Origin of the sequence: Streptomyces sp. LS1784 (genome assembly GCF_020103755.1) — a bacterium.
Lineage (GTDB): Bacteria > Actinomycetota > Actinomycetes > Streptomycetales > Streptomycetaceae > Kitasatospora.
This window is the reverse complement of the sequence record NZ_JAHSQD010000046.1, coordinates 12,864-28,831: the sequence shown is the minus strand read 5'-3', so window position 1 is coordinate 28,831 and position 15,968 is coordinate 12,864. Positions and strand designations below refer to the sequence as shown.

At 72.4% G+C, this 15,968-nt stretch carries 18 protein-coding genes and 1 tRNA gene; 13 read left to right on the top strand and 6 right to left on the bottom strand.

Features of this window, described 5'->3' with window-relative positions; all coding sequences use genetic code 11:
• On the bottom strand, positions 1-2,448 hold a 2,448-nt coding region (locus KS423_RS08800; protein ID WP_224276885.1), incomplete at its 3' end, for a terpene synthase family protein.
• Between the two features lie 213 nt (positions 2,449-2,661).
• Positions 2,662-3,009 (bottom strand): DoxX family protein, encoded by a 348-nt coding sequence (locus tag KS423_RS08795; protein WP_224276883.1) that lies wholly within the window; start codon positions 3,007-3,009, stop codon positions 2,662-2,664.
• Positions 3,010-3,274: 265 nt separating this feature from the next.
• Here KS423_RS08795 and KS423_RS08790 point away from each other — a divergent pair, with 265 nt between their 5' ends.
• Both KS423_RS08790 and KS423_RS08785 read left to right on the top strand, forming a co-directional pair.
• Positions 3,275-3,916 carry an HhH-GPD-type base excision DNA repair protein gene (locus KS423_RS08790; RefSeq protein ID WP_224276881.1) on the top strand — a complete coding sequence of 214 codons (642 nt, stop codon included), beginning with the start codon at positions 3,275-3,277 and terminating at the stop codon, positions 3,914-3,916.
• A 68-nt stretch (positions 3,917-3,984) separates the two neighbouring features.
• Positions 3,985-4,269 (top strand): DUF2087 domain-containing protein, encoded by a 285-nt coding sequence (locus KS423_RS08785; protein ID WP_224276879.1) that lies wholly within the window; start codon positions 3,985-3,987, stop codon positions 4,267-4,269.
• 69 nt (positions 4,270-4,338) lie between these two features.
• Here the strand turns inward: KS423_RS08785 and KS423_RS08780 are convergent, their stop codons facing one another.
• Positions 4,339-5,814 carry an MFS transporter gene (locus KS423_RS08780; RefSeq protein WP_224276893.1) on the bottom strand — a complete coding sequence of 492 codons (1,476 nt, stop codon included), beginning with the start codon at positions 5,812-5,814 and terminating at the stop codon, positions 4,339-4,341.
• Positions 5,815-5,923: 109 nt separating this feature from the next.
• Between KS423_RS08780 and KS423_RS08775 the strand changes: the two genes are divergently transcribed.
• On the top strand, positions 5,924-6,889 hold the full coding sequence (locus KS423_RS08775) for a YafY family protein (protein ID WP_224276877.1): 966 nt from the start codon (positions 5,924-5,926) through the stop codon (positions 6,887-6,889).
• On the opposite strand, the gene KS423_RS08770 is transcribed toward KS423_RS08775, so the two are convergent.
• Together KS423_RS08770 and KS423_RS08765 are read right to left on the bottom strand one after the other, a co-directional pair.
• Positions 6,886-7,776 carry a hypothetical protein gene (locus tag KS423_RS08770; RefSeq protein WP_224276874.1) on the bottom strand — a complete coding sequence of 297 codons (891 nt, stop codon included), beginning with the start codon at positions 7,774-7,776 and terminating at the stop codon, positions 6,886-6,888. The two genes, KS423_RS08775 and KS423_RS08770, sit on opposite strands and share 4 nt — an antisense overlap.
• Positions 7,777-7,779: 3 nt before the next feature.
• Positions 7,780-8,298 carry a YbhB/YbcL family Raf kinase inhibitor-like protein gene (locus KS423_RS08765; protein WP_224276872.1) on the bottom strand — a complete coding sequence of 173 codons (519 nt, stop codon included), beginning with the start codon at positions 8,296-8,298 and terminating at the stop codon, positions 7,780-7,782.
• A gap of 93 nt (positions 8,299-8,391) precedes the next feature.
• Between KS423_RS08765 and KS423_RS08760 the strand changes: the two genes are divergently transcribed.
• The 4 genes from KS423_RS08760 to KS423_RS08740 all read left to right on the top strand — a co-directional run bounded on the left by KS423_RS08760 (position 8,392) and on the right by KS423_RS08740 (position 12,006).
• Complete coding sequence (locus KS423_RS08760; protein WP_224276871.1) at positions 8,392-9,051, top strand: rhomboid family intramembrane serine protease; 660 nt, start codon at positions 8,392-8,394, stop codon at positions 9,049-9,051.
• Between the two features lie 94 nt (positions 9,052-9,145).
• Positions 9,146-10,309 (top strand): hypothetical protein, encoded by a 1,164-nt coding sequence (locus KS423_RS08755; RefSeq protein WP_224276862.1) that lies wholly within the window; start codon positions 9,146-9,148, stop codon positions 10,307-10,309.
• A gap of 453 nt (positions 10,310-10,762) precedes the next feature.
• On the top strand, positions 10,763-11,059 hold the full coding sequence (locus KS423_RS08745) for a type II toxin-antitoxin system VapB family antitoxin (RefSeq protein WP_063348635.1): 297 nt from the start codon (positions 10,763-10,765) through the stop codon (positions 11,057-11,059).
• A gap of 275 nt (positions 11,060-11,334) precedes the next feature.
• Complete coding sequence (locus tag KS423_RS08740; protein ID WP_224276891.1) at positions 11,335-12,006, top strand: LytR C-terminal domain-containing protein; 672 nt, start codon at positions 11,335-11,337, stop codon at positions 12,004-12,006.
• Positions 12,007-12,095: 89 nt separating this feature from the next.
• On the opposite strand, the gene upp is transcribed toward KS423_RS08740, so the two are convergent.
• Positions 12,096-12,731, bottom strand: coding sequence for a uracil phosphoribosyltransferase (gene upp / locus KS423_RS08735; RefSeq protein WP_224276860.1), 636 nt, complete (start codon positions 12,729-12,731; stop codon positions 12,096-12,098).
• 195 nt (positions 12,732-12,926) lie between these two features.
• Here upp and KS423_RS08730 point away from each other — a divergent pair, with 195 nt between their 5' ends.
• The 6 genes from KS423_RS08730 (at position 12,927) to KS423_RS08705 (ending at position 15,765) form a co-directional block, all read left to right on the top strand.
• Positions 12,927-13,130, top strand: coding sequence for a hypothetical protein (locus tag KS423_RS08730; RefSeq protein ID WP_224276889.1), 204 nt, complete (start codon positions 12,927-12,929; stop codon positions 13,128-13,130).
• Between the two features lie 323 nt (positions 13,131-13,453).
• Positions 13,454-14,011, top strand: a complete 558-nt coding sequence (locus KS423_RS08725) for a tRNA adenosine deaminase-associated protein (protein ID WP_224276858.1) — start codon at positions 13,454-13,456, stop codon at positions 14,009-14,011.
• Positions 14,012-14,061: 50 nt separating this feature from the next.
• Positions 14,062-14,589, top strand: a complete 528-nt coding sequence (tadA, locus tag KS423_RS08720) for a tRNA adenosine(34) deaminase TadA (protein WP_224276856.1) — start codon at positions 14,062-14,064, stop codon at positions 14,587-14,589.
• A gap of 67 nt (positions 14,590-14,656) precedes the next feature.
• Positions 14,657-14,743 (top strand) — tRNA-Ser (locus KS423_RS08715).
• Between the two features lie 484 nt (positions 14,744-15,227).
• Positions 15,228-15,392: a hypothetical protein gene (locus tag KS423_RS08710; protein WP_224276854.1), complete on the top strand. Its 165-nt coding sequence runs from the start codon at positions 15,228-15,230 to the stop codon at positions 15,390-15,392.
• A 79-nt stretch (positions 15,393-15,471) separates the two neighbouring features.
• Positions 15,472-15,765 (top strand): Dabb family protein, encoded by a 294-nt coding sequence (locus KS423_RS08705; protein ID WP_224276852.1) that lies wholly within the window; start codon positions 15,472-15,474, stop codon positions 15,763-15,765.
• The last annotated feature ends 203 nt before the right edge of the window (positions 15,766-15,968 follow it).

Genomic DNA, 15,968 nt, shown 5'->3' with positions numbered 1-15,968 from the left:
CAGGACGGCCGCCGAGGGCTCCGGGGCCCGCTCGGGGCCGGGGACGGGCAACGGCGGCACCGCGGGCACCGGCACCGTCGGGACGACCGGCACGGTGGGAGCCGTCGGAGCCTCGTCGGCGGCCGCGGCGGCCGTCCGCCGGGCCTGCGAGGCCACCGCCAGGTCCCGTCCCGCGCCGAAGTGCCGTTCCAGGTCGGCCGTCCCGTACCGAAGACAGCCCTCGTGCCAGCTCAGGATGCCCGCGAGCCAGTTCTCCAGTTCTCCCACGTACCCGTCGAGCAGCTCCCTGGCCTCCTGTTCCAGCCCGAAGTCCTCGTACATGACCGGGAGTTCCTTCTGTGCGACGTGCCGGAACTGGCCCAGCCGCGAGTGCATCAGGTCGTCGACGATCCGGACCGCCGACTCGTAGTCGCAGTTGAAGAAGTTCTGCACCACCAGGACGGCGTTGTGCAGCTCGCCCTCGTACTCGACCTCCTTCTGGTACGAGAAGAGGTCGTTCATCATGCACGCGTAGTCCATCGCGGAGTTCTCCAGCGCGCGCATCGAGCCGTGGTCGTACACCTCCTGCGGCACGGTGTCCCCGTGGCCGAGTCGGGAGAGGCTCGTGGTGAGCTCGGAGCCGAAGGTGGAGCGGCGCATCTCCAGGTAGTCCACCGGGTCCGGAATCCGGTTCTGGATCTGGTTGGCCAGCTCCCAGATCCAGCTGTCCAGCATCGCCTCGACCGCCACCCGGAACCGGGCCCGGGCCTCGACGGCCATCGGGCCGGCGGTGCGCTCCCAGATGTCGGCGAGGCCGCGCTCCAGCGCGTTGACGGGTTCCGGTGCGGGGGTGCCGTCCACCGGCATGAACAGCGACAGCCGTGCGTTGGCGGCCTTGGCGCCGCCCAGGTCACGGGTGTGCCCGAAGGCCCGGGGGTAGTAGTCGTCGGCCCAGGTGCCCCAGAGCAGCCACGCCGACGCGATGTCGAGTCGGTCGGCCGTGGCGTCCGGGTGGATGCCGGCCGCGCAGAGCGGGAGGTCGTAGTCGCGCGTCGACTCGGCGTCCCAGATGCCGGACGCGGGAACGCCCGGTTCCACCGCCAGCAGTCCCATCCGCTCCGCCCACTCGATCACGCGCTCCCGGGCGCCGTCCAGGTGGGGGCTCAGCCGGAGCTCGTACGGCAGCTTGAACTCGGGCAGCAGGGAGGGCCCGACGGCCTGGTACGGCACGTGGCTGTACGACCGCGCCCTCCGCCCCGCCGGGCCCGCAGCGCCCCCGGCCGCCGACGCCACGCCCTTCTCCGCCGAGGCCGCCGGGGCCCCCGCGGCCGTGCTGCGCAGGATGTCCAGCGCCGAGGTGCCGATGCCGCCGATCGCGTACTGGTCCCACCAGTTACCGCCCCCGGACCCGCCCGGCAGCCCCGCCGGAGCGCCGCCCGAGCCGGGTACCACCGCTCCGCCCGAACCCGCCGCCGCCCCACCGCCGTTCATGTACCGGCTGGAGCGCAGGTGCCACTCGTGCCCGCCGGACTGCCAGTCCTGGAGGCCCTTGACGTACGCCATCACCCGGGCGCGGCCCGCCGGGTCGAGCCCGGTCTCCGCGAACAGCACCGGCAGTTCGGTGAACACGGTGTTCTCGAACTGCTGGAGCCGCGAGGTGAGCAGGTCGTTGACCGCCTCGGCGGCCTCCTGGGTGGAGCACTCCAGGAACCGCTCCAGCACCAGGATCCCGTTGCTCAGCTCGCCCTCGTCCTCCACTTCCCGCTGGTACGAGAAGATGTCGTTGCGCAGGTGCACCCCGTCGGAGAAGGCGTCCATCAGCACCCGCAGCGCCCGCGAACCCGACACCTCCTTGGGCACCTCGGCACCGGCGGCGTACTCGACCAACTGCGCGGACCAGGGCGCGCCGCCGACCTTGCGGCGCATCTCGATGTACTCGACCGGGTTGGCCACCCGGCCCTCGTTGATGTTCGCGAGCTCCCAGAGCGACTCGTTGAGCAGGTTCCGGGTGCTCTCGGCGAAGCGGACCCGCCAGTCCTCGCCCATCGCCGGCACGGTGCGCCGCCACAGGTCGGCCAGGCCCGCCTCGACCGGGTTCTCCGGCTCGGGCAGCTCGGCGGCCGGGTCGGCCGGCATGAACAGCGGCAGCCGGTCGAGGTGGGCCTTGCCCGCCTCGCGGTCGTTGGTGCGCTTGTACATGTCGAGGAAGTGGTCGTCGAAGAAGAAGACCCACACGTACCAGTCGGTGACCAGTGACAGTGCCTCGGCGGATGCGTCGGGATGGGTGTACGCGCAGAGCAGGCCGTAGTCGTGGGCCTCCAGGTCGGCCTGATCCCAGATTCCGGAACCCTCCAGCATCCCCATCTCCCGGGCCCAGGCGGTGGAATGGGCTCGCGCCTCGTCCAGATGGGGGTTGAGCCGCGCCGGGTGCGGCACGTAGAAGGACGGCAGTTCGAACGGCTGGGTCACGGCGGGCGAGCCTTTCTGGACGCGTCGATTGGACCAAGAATGACCCGCCGTCAGTTCGCTGCACCGGCACAACAGAAACAGTCATATGAAATGACTCGCCGCCTTCACGCGATATCACCCACCCGGCCGAGCGCTCTCCCGCGCCCCGCACGCCCCCACGTCCGCCCCCACGCGCACCGGGGATTCGAAGGCCGCGGAGGCCGGGGCCCGGCCTCAGGACGCGAGGCCGAGGGCGAGGGAGGCAGCGGCGGGGGCCAGGTAGACGAGGGGGAAGGGGACGTGGGCGTAGGCGCGGGCGCGGACGACGGTGATGACGGCGCCGAGGAAGTAGAGGACCACGCCGACCGCGGCCGCGTAGCCGACGGCCGGGACGACGAGGCCGGCCAGCAGGCCGAGGGCGCCGGCCGCCTTGGCGACGCCGAGCCAGGTCCACCAGGCGCGCGGAACGCCGTAGTCGGCGAGGGGCTTCACGACGTACTCGGCGCCGGCGAAGACGGAGTAGGCCGAGAAGCCGACCATGAGGGCGCCGAGGACGGTGACGACGGTGTGGGCGACGGACATTGGAGTGCTCCCCATTCGATGGCTGTTCGGTTCGACACTCCCCTGACCCGGGGCACCCGGCGGATGTGACAGGCGCGGGCAAAAAATTGTCCGCGACGACCCGCCGCAGCCTCCGCCAACCCACTCCGCCAACGAACAATGCAGCTCTGACAAGGCGTTGAACAGACAAGACTTCCCCGGCTACGGGCGTGTTGACCGCCTGCGCCAACGCCGCTTCCACCAGACTGGGCGCCGACCCGACGTCAACTCCGAGGAGGGCAAGTCCATGGACGCCACCGTTCGGCTAGCACAGCAGCCCGAGGCCGACGAACTGCTCGGACGGAGTGCGCTCGCCGCGCTCGTCGGCATGCTGCTGGACCAGCAGGTCCCGATGGAGTGGGCGTTCACCGGCCCGCTGACCATCGCCCAGCGCCTCGGCCGCGACGATCTGGACGCCCACGAGATCGCCACCTACAACCCGGAGGAGTTCGTCGCGCTCCTCTCCGCGAAGCCCGCGGTCCACCGCTACCCGGCCGCGATGGCCAAACGGGTTCAGCAGCTCTGCCAGTTCCTCGTCGCGCAGTACGACGGCGACGCCGCCGCGCTGTGGAAGAACGTCCGCACCGGCAAGGAACTGCTCAGCCGGCTCAACGCCCTGCCCGGCTTCGGCAAGCAGAAGTCGCAGATCTTCCTGGCCCTGCTCGGCAAGCAGTACGGGGTGCGGCCCGAGGGCTGGCGCGAGGCGGCCGGGGTGTACGGCGAGGAGGGCACGCACCGCTCGGTCGCCGACATCACCGGCCCCGAATCCCTGGACCTGGTACGGGAGTTCAAGCAGGAGATGAAGCGCGCCGCGAAGGAGGCGAAGGCCGCCGCCAAGCCCCGCACCACCTCCCGGACAGCCACCGCCGCCACCAGCGGCGCCCGCTGAGGCTACGGGCGGACCACAGCCGCGAAAACCGATTGCCCCGCCCCACCCCACCGGGTGACGCTTCCGGCATGACCGCAACCACCCCCGCCGCCCGCAGCGTGTCCGCCCTCTTCGCCCCCGACGGCCGCCTGATCGCCGTCCCCCGCAAGGCGGCCCGCCGGGAGCAGCTGCTGGCCCACCTCGCAGAGACCCTGTTCGAGCCGGGCCGCAGCTACACCGAGGCCGAGGTCAACGACGCCCTGCGCACCGTGCACGACGACGTCCCGGCCCTGCGCCGCTACCTGGTCGAGGCCGGGCACCTGGCCCGCCCGAAGGACGGCAGCAGCTACCAGCGGGTCGGCACCCCCGCGTAGGCGTACCGCCCACGCACCGAGGGCCCCGGCCGCTCAGCGCGACCAAGGCCCTCGACCACAGCAAGGACGTCAGACCAGGACAGCCTCGGACTCCCGCTCCGGTGCGGCGTCCTCAACCGCCGCACCCCGCTTGCGCGGCAGCGCGAACATCAGCAGGAACACCGCGAGCAGCACCCCCGCGACCCACCACATCGCGTGCACGAAGGCCCCGCCGAAGGCCGCTCCGACCGCCTCCGGCGCGACCACGTCGTCCATCGCCCCGAAGAAGGCCACCGACACCAGGCCGAGCCCGAGCGCGTTGCCCACCTGCTGCACGGTGTTGATCAGCCCGGACGCCGAACCGGCGTGCTCACGCGGCACCTCCGACAGCACCGCGTCGGTGATCGGCGCGACGATCAGCCCCATCCCGAGGCCCATCACCACCAGCGGCAGCGCCATCTGCCAGGCCGTGATCGCCGTCCCGTACCGGTCCGCCTCCCAGATGTAGACGAGCACGCCCGCCGCCATCACCAGCGCGCCGCTCTGGAGCACCTTCCGCCCGAACCGCGGCACCAGCTTCTGCACCGACAGCCCGGCCGCCGTGGAGACCGCGATGGAGAACGGGATGCCGGTCGCACCGGCCTTGAGCGGGCTCCAGCCCAGCCCCACCTGCATGTAGAGGGTCCAGACCAGGAAGTAGATGCCGAGCGCCACGCCGAAGGCCAGCTGCACGCAGATCCCGGCCGCGAAGGACTTCACCCGGAACAGCGCCAGCTCCACCAGCGGCGAGCCGTCCCGCCGTGTCTTGACCTTCTCGTACGCCACGAACAGCGCGAACACCGGCAGGCTCCCGGCCATCGACAGGTAGCCCCACAGCGGCCAGCCGGCCTCCCGGCCGTGCGTCAGCGGGTAGATCAGCATCAGCAGGCCGAGGCTGGCCAGCGCCACGCCCACCAGGTCCAGCTTCAGCGCCTGGTCGGCCTTCGACTCGTCGATGAACCGGCGGCCGAGCAACAGCCCGGCGATGCCGACCGGCAGGTTGATCAGGAAGATCGGGCGCCAGGCCAGACCGAACAGGTCCCACTCGGTGAGCAGCGCACCGATCATCGGACCGGAGACCGCGCCCAGCCCGACCACCGCGCCGAACAGGCCGAACACCTTGCCGCGCTCCTCCGCCGGGAAGGTCGCGTGGATGATCGACAGCACCTGCGGCACCATCAGCGCCGCCGTCCCGCCCTGGAGCAGCCGGGTCGCGACCAGCATCTCCGGGCCGGAGGCCAGCCCGCACAGCGCCGAGGCCAGCGTGAAGCCGCCGATCCCGATCAGGAACACCCGCTTGCGGCCGTGGATGTCGCCCAGCCGGCCGCCGGTGATCAGCCCGATCGCGAAGGCCAGCGCGTAGCCGCCGGTGACCCACTGGATGGCGCTGAACGAGGCACCGGTGTCCTGCTGGATGCTCGGGATGGCGATGTTGACGATGGTGACGTCCACCAGGTCCATGAAGGAGGCGACCATCACGATCGTCAGCGCGATCCACCTCCGCCGGTCCGCTGCCGGGGTGCTCATTCCGTACTCCTCTTTCTTCTCCACGTCCACGACGCTCTTCTCCACGCCCACGACAGTAACGGCCATGTAGGTCAGGACCTGTCCCAGTTGTTCCGGCATGCTGGGTGGCATGAGCGACACCCCGGCCCGGCTGCTGAGCCTCCTGTCCCTGCTCCAGACGCCGCGCGAGTGGCCCGGCAGCGAGCTCGCCGAGCGGCTCGGCGTCAGCCCCCGCACCATCCGGCGCGACATCGACCGGCTGCGCGAGCTGGGATACCCGGTGCAGGCCAGCATGGGCGCGGTCGGCGGCTACCGGCTGGTCGCGGGCACGGCGATGCCCCCGCTGCTGCTGGACGACGAGGAGGCGGTGGCCATCGCGGTCGGGCTCCGCGCGGCGGCCGGGCACGCCGTGGTCGGCATCGAGGAGGCCTCGGTACGGGCGCTCGGCAAGCTGCTCCAGGTGCTGCCGGGCCGGCTGCGGCAGCGGGTCGGGACGCTCAACTCCGCGACCGTGCCGCTGCTCACCGGGGACGGCCCGACCGTCGACCCGGAGGATCTCACCGTGCTCGCCCGCGCCGTCACCGCCCGGGAACGGCTGCGCTTCGGCTACCGGGCGTACGACGGCGCCGAGAGCAGGCGGCAGGTCGAGCCCGAGCGGCTGGTCTCGGTCGGCCGCCGCTGGTACCTGGTCGGCTACGACCTGGACCGCGCGGACTGGCGGCTCTTCCGGGTCGACCGGCTGAGCGGCCCGACCGCCACCGGCGTCCGCTTCACCCCGCGCCCGCTCCCCGCCGAGGACGCCGCCGCGTACGTGGCGGGCAAGCTGCGCCGCCCGTCACCGAGCGGCACCGTGGTCGCCACCGTGCACGCCCCGGCCGAGCGGGTCCGCCACGGCCTCAGGCCGGGCGACTCCGAGGTCACGCCGATCGACGAGCACAGCTGCCTCCTGCGCTCCCGCTCCGACTCCCTGGAGTGGACGGCGATGCGGCTGCTGTCGCTGGACTGCGCCTTCGAGGTGCACGAGCCGCCGGCACTGCGCGAGCACCTGCGCAGGCTCGCCGCCCGCGCCCACCACGCGGCGGGCCAGGAGGGTTAGACCTCCACCCGGAACCAGCCGTTGCCGGACCGGAACCACAGCACGCCGTCCCGGCCGTACGCGCGCTCCCGGTCGAGGTCCCCGAGGACGCCCACCCGCTCGCGGCGCACCTCCCGCCAGCCCTTCCGGCTCTCCCGTTCGCACCGGATCAGCTCGCCGCCGGGCTGGAGGAACACGGCCCGGTCCCCGGCGATCGCGAAGCCCACCGGCTGCCGGGCCGGCAGCCGCATGACGACCGGCCTGGCCTCGGCGGGGTCGATCCCGGTGAGGTGGCTGCTGTCGCCGTACCAGGCCAGCCAGGCCCGCCGTCCCTCGGTGGCGGCGGCGAGGCCCTCCAGCGGGTGGTCGCCCAGGTCCTTGAAGTCCGGCCGCCAGACGATCCGCCCGGCGGTGTCCAGCCCGACCAGGCCGCACCGGCCGAGCGGGTTGTCGCCGTAGTTGCCCTCGTCCCCGAAGACCAGCCAGATCCGGCCGTCCCGGTCGGTGGTCAATGCCACGACGTCGTCGCCGAGTTGCAGCTCCCTGGTCAGCCGGCCGTCCGGCCCGAACACCTGGCCGTTGCGCTCCCAGCCGTCCGCCTGCTCGTCGGCCCGGCGCCCGGCCAGCAGCACCCGCCCGCCCGGCAGCAGCGCCAGGAGGTCCGGTGAGACCCCGGCCCCGGTGAGCGGCATCCGCCACTCGCCCTGCGGGCCGTGCACCACCACCTCGCCGTCGAACGGCAGCCGGGCGTACGGCCACGAACCGGCCGGTGCCACGGACTGCTCCGGCACCACCAGGACGGCCAGTTCCCCGTCCGGCCCCACCGTCCAGGTCAGGGCCCGGCGGCCGGCCTTCCACTCCTCCTCGGGCAGCCGCCAGACCTCGACCGGACGATCGGATACCGACACTGCTCAGACGCCGTACTCGGCGGTCAGCAGCGCCCGGCCCAGGCTGTGGAAGACGAGGTTGAAGCCCACCTGGGCCGGCGGGGTGTCGGCGGCGACGTCCAGCTTCTCCACGTCCAGCGCGTGCACCGCGAAGACGTAGCGGTGCGGGGCGCCGGGCGGCGGGGCGGCACCGTCGTACTGGTTGCCCGGGAAGTCGTTGCGGCCGTGGAAGGAGGCCTCGCCGGGCAGGCTGCCGTCCGAGGAGCCGGCGCCGCGCGGCAGTCCGGTGGTGTCGGCGGGCAGGTTGAGGGCGAGCCAGTGCCACCAGCCGGAGCCGGTCGGCGCGTCCGGGTCGTAGCAGGTGACCGCGATGCTCCGGGTGCCCTCCGGCAGGCCCGACCAGGCCAGCTGCGGCGAGAGGTTGCCGCCGGCGTGGATGAACTCCCGGCCCAGCGTGCCGCCTTCGGTGATGTCCTGGCTGCTCAGCGGGAAGGACGGCACCTGCGGCAGGAACTCGTACGGCAGCGGCGCGCGCTCACTCATGGGGTTGCCCTCTCATGGTCGGAATGACACGAGTCACTGTAGTGGGGTGCACGTCCGATCCCGCCGGACAGTGGCAGGCCCTACAGTCGAGGCATGGCCGCCAAATTCGCCCAACTGTTCGCCGACTCACGCCGCGCACTGTTCACCATGCTCGGCATCCAGGCCGTCATCTGGTCCGTACAGGTGGTCAACTGGCTGGACGACTACGGGCTGTCGCGGGAGTTCGGCCTGCGCTCGGAGCAGGTCGACGACCTGCCCGAGATGTTCACCATGCCGTTCCTGCACTTCAGTTGGAGCCACATCGAGGCCAACTCCTGGCCGCTGTTCGTGCTCGGCTTCCTGTCCGCCTACCGAGGCATGAAGAAGTTCCTGCTGGCCAGCCTGGTGATCCTGGTGTCCGGCGGGCTGCTGGTCTGGCTGCTGGAGAGCCCGAACACCGTGACGGCCGGTGCGAGCGGCATGGTCTACGGCTACCTGGGCTACGTGGTGCTGCGCGGGGTCCTGGACCGCAACGTGCTGGACGCGGTGGTCGGCCTCGCCGTCGCGGTGGTCTACTCGACCATCCTGATCGGGGTGCTGCCGCTCACCCCGGGCGTCAGCTGGCTGGGCCACCTCGGCGGGCTGATCGGCGGGCTGGCCGCCGCCGTCCTGCTGCGCAACCGGCCGGCCGCGCAGCAGCCCCCGCAGCAGGCGAGCGCCCCGAACAGCCCCGGCTCCGCCCTGCTCAAGCAGCTGGACGAGCTCGGCCTGTGAGGCCGACGGGCCGCCCGGGACATCAGGTATAGACCAATCCCGGCCCTGCGGCTAGCGTGGGCCGCTCCCCCTCCCCCAGCTCCGGAGCCGCACCGTGGAGTCGTCCGTCCTCGCCTTCGCCACCGACCTGCTCGACGAGGGCGCCGACACCTTCTTCGGCAACCTCACCGACCGCGCCGGGGTCGGCGGCGTCACCCTCGCCTCGGTCTACCACGAGGCCCGCGACGTCTTCCCGCACAACCCCCGCCGGGTGGTCCGCTACCTGGAGCCGGGCGCGGCGTACTTCCGCCCCGACCCGGCCGCCTGGCAGGGCCGCCGGCTGGCCCCCCTGCCGTCCACCGCGATCGGCGACCGCGACCCCTTCGCCGAGGCCGCCGAGGAGGCCCGCCGCCGCGGCCTGAAGCTGCACGCCTGGACGGTCTTCTGCCACAACGACCGGCTCGGCTTCGCCCACCCCGACTGCTCCCCGGCCAATGCCTTCGGCGACCGCCACCTCACCGAGCTCTGCCCGGCGAACCCGGAGGTCCGGGAGTACGCCCTGACCCTGGTCGCCGAACTGGCCCGGTACGGCGTGGACGCGATCCGCGCCGAGTCCCTGCACTTCCACGGGCTGCGCCACGGCTACCACCACGAGCGCTACTTCGAGGAGCTGGGCCCGACCGCCGAGGCCCTGCTCGGGGTCTGCTTCTGCCCGCACTGCCGCGCCGCCGCCACCGGCACCGGCGTCCCGGCCGAGGAGGTGGCCGAGGCGGTCCGCACCGAGCTGCGCCGCCGGCTGGCCGACGAGTCCGCCGCCGAGCCCGCCGACCTGAGCGCCCTCGCCGACGGCGCCTTCGCCGCCTACGTGGACGCCTCCGCCGCCACCGTCACCTCGCTGGCCGCCGAGCTCTCCGAGCAGGCCCGCCGGCACGGCATGCGGGTGAGCTTCATGGACGACGGCGGCCCGGGCACGGGCTGGCTCTCCGGCATCGACCTGCCCGCCCTCGCCAGGACCGCCGACCAGATCGAGACCCTCGGCTACGCGAAGACCCCGGAGGCGGTCCGGGAGAAGATCGCCGCCTTCGCCCTGCACGGCGTCCGTCCGCAGTCCATGGCGGTGATCCTGCGCCCGATGTCCTCCGACTGCGACGGCCCGGAGAACCTCGCCGCCAAGATCACCACTCTTCGCGAACTCGGCGTCCCCGAGGTGGAGTTCTACCACTACGGCCTGATGCGGCTGTCCTCCCTGGACCGGATCGGCGCCGCGCTCTCCGGCTGACCGGCCAGCGCCGCCGCCCGGACGTCCCGAACAGGCGGCGTCGGATCTCCTCGGCCCGAGCTGCCGCCCGTCCTGGTCCTGCCGGTGCCGGTGGCCCCGGCGACCGGCCCGTGCCGGTCGGGCACGCCCAGCCGGATGCACACCCGGGCGTCCGGTGCGCGGTGCCGTCCGGCAACACCGCACCGAGGTCGAGGGCGGGACCGGCGCAGGCGCCCCTCGGCGATCTCCCGGACGGCCGGTGGGGTGAGGCCGGAGGACAGCGGTACACACTCCTGAGCGGATCGGAACGCTTCGGAACGCTTCCGCATCGGCACGAAACCCGATCGGCACCGGGGCGATGTTCGCGACATTTCCCATCAAACAGCCGCATTCGTCCACCCGCAGTTCACTCCGGCGCGCGTGGCGGGGCCGCGGCTGCTGCGCCATCCGCCGCCCAAACGGTAGGCTTTCCGTGTGATCTTCAAGCGCATCGGCAATGGGCGGCCGTACCCGGATCACGGCCGGACGAGCACCCGCCAGTGGGCTGACGTCGCCCCGCGCCCGGTGCGACTCGACCAGCTGGTGACCACCAAGGGACAACTCGACCTCGAAACCCTTCTGGCCGAGGACTCGACGTTCTACGGGGACCTCTTCGCCCACGTGGTGAAGTGGCGCGGCGACCTCTACCTGGAGGACGGCCTGCACCGGGCCGTCCGGGCCGCGTTGCAGCAGCGCCAGGTGCTGCACGCCCGCGTCCTCGAAATGGAGTGACGGACCCCCGCCACAGGGACCGTCGGACCGCCACGGGCTTTCCGGACCGCCCCTCGCCATCCGGCGGAGGGCGGTCCACCCGTACCCCCGGTACCCCCTTTCGGGTACCGGGGGTACGCCAGATGATGATCGTTTAGTACCTTCGACGGCGTACGGCACTACGCTGCTGACTACGGCCACGACCAGGGGATTCCGCCCGCACCGGGGGAAGTCCCCATCCGGCCGATCCGTCATCCCGACCCCGCCCTGGCACGAGGGGGAGACAAACCGTGAGCATGTTGACTCCCCAAGGCCTCAAGGGGAAGCAGTACCGGGTCACCGGCAATACCTACCCGCGGTTGGGGCGGCCTCCGAAGAAGAGCCGCAAGGTGATCGGCGTGCTCGCCGGCCTGCTCGCGCTGGCCCTGATCGCGCTCGGCGGCCTGCAGTTGTACGACATCTTCAGCGGCAGGAACAAGAACGCCTCGGCGCAGGCCTGCGCGACCCAGTCCGGCAAGCCGCTGGCCGCCCCGTCGCCGGGGGCCCCGGGCGACTCCGGGTCGCCCGCCGCCGCACAGGGCGACCCGCACGCGGTCCCGCAGCCCGCCGCGGTCACCGTGAACGTCTACAACGCCACCAGCAAGGCCGGTCTGGCCGGCCGGACGGCCGAGGAGCTCAAGAAGCGCGGCTTCGTCATCGGCAAGGTCGGCAACGCTCCGGCCGAGCTGGACAAGAAGGTGCCCGGCACCGCCCAGGTGATCGCCGGTCCGGCCGGCGCCGGCGCGGGCACCCTGGTCGGCTCGCAGATCGCCGGCGCCGCCGTCACCGCCGACGCCCGCACCGACGGCAGCGTGGACTTCGTGATCGGCGACAGCTACAACGCCCTGCTGGACGAGACCCAGGCGGCCGCCGCCCTCGCGCTGGCCACCAAGCCCTCCCCCGCCCCGACCACCACCGGCAGCTGCTGAGGGACACCGAAACACCGAGAGCCCCCCGGCACTGCGTCTGCCGGGGGGCTCTCGGTGTTTCGGTGGTTCGGTGGTTCGGGTGGGGAGGCTCAGCCGGCCGTGCCGTACAGCCGGTCGCCCGCGTCGCCGAGGCCGGGGACGATGTAGCCGTTCTCGTTGAGCCGCTCGTCCAGGGCGGCGGTGACCACGGTGACCGGCAGGTCCGCCAGCTCCCGCTGCATCACCTCGACGCCCTCGGGGGCGGCCAGCAGCACCACGGCGGTGACGTCGGTGGCACCGCGCTCGATCAGCATCTTGATCGCGGCGACCAGGGTGCCGCCGGTGGCCAGCATCGGGTCGAGCACGTAGACCTGGCGGCCGGAGAGGTCATCCGGCATCCGGGTGGCGTAGGTGGAGGCCTCCAGGGTCTCCTCGTTGCGGACCATGCCGAGGAAGCCCACCTCGGCGGTCGGCAGCAGTCGGGTCATCCCGTCCAGCATGCCGAGGCCGGCCCGCAGGATCGGGACCACCAGCGGGCGCGGGTAGCTGAGCCGGGTACCCAGCGTGACCGCCACGGGCGTGGTGATCTCCACCTCGTCGGTGCGGACGTCCCGGGTGGCCTCGTAGGCGAGGAGGGTCACCAGCTCGTCGGTCAGGCGACGGAAGGTCGGCGAGTCGGTGCGCTCGTCGCGCAGGGTGGAGAGCTTGTGGGCGACCAGGGGGTGGTCGACGACGTGGAGACGCATGTACCGAGGTTAGCCCGGTCCTGGACGGGTGTACGACTCGCCGTGCCCCACCGGGCGCCGGTCCGGGTGACGTTCCCGTGACACGCCGCGACCCTTCGCGGATGTCCGGACGGAAGTGTCTCCTGTGGTATCAACCGGACCGTTCTGGGAATGTCACCTCTTATGACGAGCAACCCGAACGCCGGGGACGGCTCGATGGACGAGCCCGTCGACGGGGCGGGCCACAGCCCGGGCCCGCCGTACGACCACCCGGAGACCGAGGCGGAGCGCCGCAAGCGGCGGGCCGTCTTCCTGCGCGAGCTCACCGAGGCCCGCGAGCTGCGGGAGCGGGTCCAGCCCCGGCGGACCAAGGAGCGACGGATGCGCGAGGCGATGCGGATGCGAACCTTCCGGATCTGACACGGCCCGGAAGCGGCCCGCACCACCCTGACGCGATCGAGGCACGCATCCGGCGCGGCCCCCGGGCAGACCCGGAACGGGCCCGGGGCGGCCCCGGCGGGCGTTCGGAGCAAATTTCGACCGGCTTCGGACCGTCCGGCACGGCTTTGCCGTCCGCCACCCGGTCCTTCCGACACGACCTGCAAAGACGCGCTGCCGAACACCCCCCGCGAAGGCGGCCTTTCTGTCACGATTCCGATGGGACGGTCCGAACAAGCGGACCGCCTCTGGCGCGGGGGCGGCCAGATTTCCGCGTTGCCCGTGCGCGCCGACAGCCGAGACCGATGATCTTGGGAGTGTCCCTGGTGGCGTACTTCGCTGCAGTGCTTGCTCGCACCGAGGACGGGTGGGGTGTGAGCGAGACGGAGCTCGACGACGTCGAAACCCTGGCCGATCTGGCCGATCTGGCCCGCGACTCCGCCCAGGACGACGACAGCGTCCTGATCTTCATCGAACAGGAGGACGCCTGGTTCGCCATCGTCCGCGTGGACGGGGAGGAGGACCCGCGGATCTTCGTGTCGGACGGCGCCGCCGCCGCCCGCAGCTCCTACGGCTCCGTCCTCACCGACGAGTTGGTCGACCAGGCCGGCGAGAGCGAGTTCGGCGACCTGGACCACCTGCTGGACGAGGCCGAGGAGGCGGAGGAGCAGGACGAGGAGGAGGCCGACGCCCGCGGCGGCGTCCCGGTCGGCCCGCTCGGCGACACCCACATCCTCACCGAGTTCGGCCTCGCCTCCGACGAGCTGCTCGCACTCAGCGGCGAGGGCGCGGTGCCGGGCGACGCCCTGGAGGAGATCGCCGAGGCCCTGGGCTGCGGCGAGGTCCTGGAGGCCGTCCGGTAGCGCCGTCGGCCGTACCGGTGTCCACCACCGGATGCCCGACACTGGATGCCATGCAGCCCGCATCCACCTCGCTGACCGTCCCGCACGTCCCCTCGCTGCCCGCCCCCGTCCGCCCCGACCCGGTCCGCGACCGCTGGGCGGCGCCGATGCGCCTCGCCATGGCCGAGGCCGCGCTGGCGCCGGCCACCGGGGACGTACCGGTCGGGGCGCTCGTCCTGGACCCGGACGGCGAGGTGATCGGACGCGGCCACAACGAGCGTGAGGCGGTCGGCGACCCGACCGCGCACGCCGAGGTGGTCGCGATCCGGCAGGCGGCCCGGAAGGTCGGGGAGTGGCGGCTGAGCGGCTGCACGCTGGTCGTCACGCTGGAGCCGTGCACCATGTGCGCCGGCGCCATCGTGCTGTCCCGGATCGACCGGGTGGTCTACGGCGCCCTCGACGAGAAGGCCGGCGCGGCCGGCTCGCTCTTCGACGTGATGCGCGACCGCCGGCTCAACCACCGTCCCGAGGTGATCTGGGGCGTCCTCGCCGAGGAGTGCGGCGAGCAGCTGCGCGCCTTCTTCGACACCCACCGCTGAGGGCCCGCCGACCGCCCCGGCGATACGGATTTCGTGACTGCGCCACCCCTCCGGTAGAGTTCCTCTCGGTAGCGTGTCCGAGCGGCCAAAGGAGCACGCCTCGAAAGCGTGTGTGGGGGCAACTCCACCGTGGGTTCGAATCCCACCGCTACCGCTCGAAAGCCCGAGGGCCCGTCCGATCCGGACGGGCCCTCGGCATTTGCCCCGCCGGCGTTCGTCCCGCCGCCGCGCACGAGGCCGGCGCGGGCACGGAAAACGGCCCCGCACCCCGGGCCGGTGACCACCGGTGCCCGGTCCGTACGGAGCCTGGAGGGGGGAGCGGCTCGGGGGGACTGACCGCTCCCCCGGCGGAGTCCCACAACCGGCGCCGCATCGGGGGGAAGCCACGGCGACCGGTCCCACAGCGGGGAGCTCCGGATCCACGTACCGGGGATTCCTGCCAGACCCTCGGTACGTCATCCATCCTGCCGCCCGGCGCGCGACCGGGCACCCGGAGAAAGGCCCCCCTCGCGAGGACCTTCGTCCCGCCGGCCGAACGCGTCGCACACTTGATAGCCCGTCCGGGTGGATAAGCTGCCCCCTGCAGGCCGCTCGGGGACCGGATGACGGCGGCCCACAGCTGGGAGGAAGGTCACCCGATGGCGCAGGCGAAGAAGATCGGCATGGTCCTCCTGCTCGTCTTCGTGCTCTACTCGATCATCACCTCGCCCTCCCGGTCCGCCCAGCTGGTCCAGCTCGGGTTCGAGGGGATCTCGAACGCGGCCAAGGCGGTCGGCACCTTCATGACCGGTCTGATCAAGTGACGGGCGGTCCACGGCCGGGCCCCGCGCACCGGCTACGGTGAGCGGGACCCTCTGTCCCCGTCCGCGAGGAGCGGCAATCGTGATCCGGCACCTGGTCCTGTTCAAGCTCAACGAAGGCGTCAGCAAGGACGAAGAGCGCGTGCTCGCCGGCGCCAAGGCCTTCGAGGCGCTCGGCTCGGTGATCCCCGAGCTGCGCGAGTGGGAGTGCGGCTGGAACACCACCGAGCGCGACATCGCCTACGACTACGCGATCAACAGCCTGGTCGAGGACCGGGACGCCCTCCAGGCCTACCTGACCCACCCGGACCACCAGGCCGCGGCCGGCCTCTGGCGCGAGTTCGCCACCTGGGTGATCGCCGACATCGAGGTCTGAGCACCCGTCCGACCCGGGCCCGTCCGAAGCCCGTCCCGGGCTCTTCCCCCGGACGGACCGCGGCGCCCCGTCCGACCTCCGGGCGGGGCGCCTTGCTCCGTTCCGGAACGATCCTTGCCACGCTTCGCAGGCCGGCCCGGGAAAGGTCGAACAGCCCACCAACACACCTCCGCCGGGTGCTTGCCCGACCTGTGCCCACCTTG